This window comes from Lonsdalea britannica (assembly GCF_946477055.1).
Classification (GTDB): domain Bacteria; phylum Pseudomonadota; class Gammaproteobacteria; order Enterobacterales; family Enterobacteriaceae; genus Lonsdalea; species Lonsdalea britannica_A.
In genome coordinates this window covers 1-2,996 of the sequence record NZ_CAMKXG010000345.1, presented here as the reverse complement: position 1 = coordinate 2,996, position 2,996 = coordinate 1, and the positions used below count along the sequence as shown (strand labels likewise).

The window sequence follows — 2,996 nt, the reverse complement described above, 5'->3', positions numbered from 1 at the left end:
CAATCATCCATATTTTCTAGCGAACTCTTCATCTGACTGGCAGAGATACAAAATGAATTCGACGAAAGAGATGAAGCAAGGGATAAAAGTCCAGAAGAAGATTAAATAGAGCAATCCCTGACCTACTTTCCCTAAATAAAATTTATGAGCCCCAAAAGAGCCTAGAAAGAATGCGAATAGCGCTGCCGCCATGCGGCTTTTCTCTCCCTGAGGTTGCGATGACTGTGTTGCACCACAGTGTGGGCAAGCACTAGCAGATTCGTGAACTTCTTTACCGCAACCACGGCAGAAAACCATCCCAGACATAATCACTCCATAATTGACTTGTTTTCATTCCGAACTGCTTATCGGCCAATAAAAGCCAAAGCTTTACTTAAAAAACAGTGCATTAAGCCAAATTTAATGGGCCACCTTCATATTCAGAGCGAGGAACAGCATTTGCTGGAGCAATATGTGTCGCTACTTGATACGTCATATGGCTTAAGAGATGTGTGATTCATAGGATATTGATAATCTGACAAAGGAAAAAAGCCGTCGTGCAAGGACTGAGTCTGCGATTCACACATATCCGGGATACGCGCTAAAAAGTGACCCCATGGTGTCCACACTTGAGGAAAAAAACCGGTTTTTGGCCTGTATCCGTCCACATGCTAACCGCTTGCATTTGGTTTATATCTTTTTGTTTTGAAAAATGTTTCCCGGAAATAGCCAAAAAAAAGCCCTCCATCAAGGAGGGCAAATAGACAGGGATGGTGTCTATGGCAAGGAAAACAGGGTCTATCATCTACACACACAACGTTTCACTATCGTTCAACAACTCACAGGGTACTGCTCAGGGATTCCGTTTTTGTGCTGCCTACACCTCAGTCAAAGGCTCACTTCGGCACGCTAAAATATTTTTCCTGCTGATTCGCGACTGAGATTTGCTCGCGAATCACTTCCATATGCTGCTCATGCTTACGACGCAGCACTTCTTTCTGTTCCGGCGTCAGCAGGCTGTACATCTGATTACGCACCCGGGCCATTTCCACCTGACGTGCAATCTGCGCCTGCGTCATTTTATTGATTTGCGCCCGTACGGCCGCCTCATCGAATTTTTCAGCTATAACCAATTGATACATTGTTTCTACGTCCTGCGCGGAATAGGGAGGCATGTCATGCCGCACTTCCTGCATCAGATCACGCATCTGTTGGCGTTGCTGTTCAGTCAACTTCACGCCATCGAACATCCTTTGCTGACTAGGAATGCGTTTCGTGGCAGAGTCATTCTGCGTCAGTTCTTCCATCCCAAGCCCCCCGGCGTCGGCTGCCGTAGCGATGCTGGAACCCAGCAACAGCAGTGAAGCGAGAGACAACAAGGTGGTGCGCCGCATCAATAACTCCTCAGTAAGTTGTACCGCTCAGCGAATTGATGGGTTCAGTCTAAACACCCCGCTGCAAACATGCGTCAGACGGTGTAAAACTACGTAAAGTCATGGAATAGCGGCAATCTATGGCGTATTTTGCCCGAGGAGGTAGGTAACTCATGAATAAAATCCTGTTGGTTGACGATGATAAAGAGCTGACTTCCTTGTTGAAGGAACTGCTCGAAATGGAAGGATTCAACGTGGTCGTGGCCTATGACGGCGAACAAGCACTGGGCGCGTTGGACGATTCAATAGATCTGCTGCTGTTGGATGTCATGATGCCGAAGAAAAACGGCCTTGATACCTTGAAGGAACTGCGTCAACGCCATCAGACGCCCGTCATTATGCTGACCGCGCGCGGCAGCGAGCTGGACCGCGTATTGGGTCTGGAACTGGGCGCCGATGATTATCTGCCGAAACCGTTTAACGACCGGGAGCTGGTGGCGCGTATTCGCGCGATTTTACGTCGCTCGAACTGGACAGATCAGCAACAGGTGGGCGAAACGACCGCACCGACGCTGGAAGTGGACGCGCTGCGTCTGAATCCCGGCCGTCAGGAAGCCAGCTTCGACGACACCGTGCTGGATTTGACCGGTACCGAGTTCACTTTGCTGTATCTGCTGGCCCAGCGTCTGGGTCAGGTCGTCTCCCGCGAACACCTGAGTCAGGAAGTGCTCGGCAAACGGCTAACGCCTTTCGACCGCGCCATCGACATGCACATCTCCAATCTGCGGCGTAAGTTACCTGACCGCAAAGACGGTCTACCGTGGTTCAAAACCCTGCGCGGACGAGGCTATCTGATGGTGTCCACCGCATGATCAACAGCCTTACTGCCCGTATTTTCGCCATATTCTGGCTGACGCTGGTCCTGGTGCTGATGCTGGTGCTGATGCTGCCCAAGCTGGACTCCCGCCAACTGACCCCGCTGCTCGAAAGCGAGCAGCGTCAGGGGTTAATGCTCGAACAACATATTGAAGCGGAACTGGCTCACGACCCGGCGAACGACCTGCTCTGGTGGCGTCGGCTGTTTCACGCCATAGAGAAATGGGCGCCGCCCGGCCAACGCCTGCTACTGGTGACCACCGAGGGTCGCGTCATCGGTTCGCAGCGCCAGGAAATGCAGATCGTCCGTAACTTCATCGGCCAGTCCGATAACGCCGACTTCCCCCAGAAGAAGAAATACGGCCGCGTCGAGCTGCTGGGCCCGTTCTCCGTCAGGGATAGCGAAGACAACTATCTGCTGTACCTGATCCGACCCGCCAGCAGCCCGCAGTCCGACTTCATCAACCTGCTGTTCGACCGCCCGCTGTTGCTGCTCATCGTCACCATGCTCATCAGCAGCCCGCTGCTGCTGTGGCTGGCCTGGAGTCTGGCGAAACCGGCCCGCAAGCTGAAAATCGCGGCCGACGAAGTCGCACGAGGCAACCTGCGTCAACATCCTGAACTGGAGTCCGGCCCGCACGAATTCCGCGCGACCGGCGCCAGCTTCAACCAGATGGTGAGCGCGCTGGAGCGCATGGTGACCGTGCAGCAGCGTCTGCTGTCGGACATCTCTCACGAACTGCGTACGCCGCTGACCCGGCTGCAGCT

At 53.0% G+C, this 2,996-nt stretch carries 4 protein-coding genes; 2 read left to right on the top strand and 2 right to left on the bottom strand.

The window, feature by feature from the left end:
- Positions 1–3: 3 nt before the first annotated feature.
- Positions 4–306 carry a TM2 domain-containing protein gene (locus Q7O77_RS16430; RefSeq protein ID WP_085651751.1) on the bottom strand — a complete coding sequence of 101 codons (303 nt, stop codon included), beginning with the start codon at positions 304–306 and terminating at the stop codon, positions 4–6.
- A gap of 569 nt (positions 307–875) precedes the next feature.
- Entirely contained in the window at positions 876–1,373 is a 498-nt protein-coding gene (gene cpxP / locus Q7O77_RS16425) for a cell-envelope stress modulator CpxP (protein ID WP_085653662.1), read from the bottom strand.
- A gap of 152 nt (positions 1,374–1,525) precedes the next feature.
- Here cpxP and cpxR point away from each other — a divergent pair, with 152 nt between their 5' ends.
- Positions 1,526–2,224 (top strand): envelope stress response regulator transcription factor CpxR, encoded by a 699-nt coding sequence (cpxR, locus tag Q7O77_RS16420; RefSeq protein ID WP_304169765.1) that lies wholly within the window; start codon positions 1,526–1,528, stop codon positions 2,222–2,224.
- Positions 2,221–2,996 (top strand): HAMP domain-containing protein (locus tag Q7O77_RS16415; protein WP_304169763.1); only part of this gene is annotated, 776 nt, incomplete at its 3' end. The genes cpxR and Q7O77_RS16415, both read left to right, overlap by 4 nt.

Coding starts and splice junctions, on each gene's coding strand:
- Q7O77_RS16430 (WP_085651751.1), bottom strand. CDS start 306: ATGTCTGGGATGGTTTTCTGCCGTGGTTGCGGTAAAGAAGTTCACGAA.
- cpxP (WP_085653662.1), bottom strand. CDS start 1,373: ATGCGGCGCACCACCTTGTTGTCTCTCGCTTCACTGCTGTTGCTGGGT.
- cpxR (WP_304169765.1), top strand. CDS start 1,526: ATGAATAAAATCCTGTTGGTTGACGATGATAAAGAGCTGACTTCCTTG.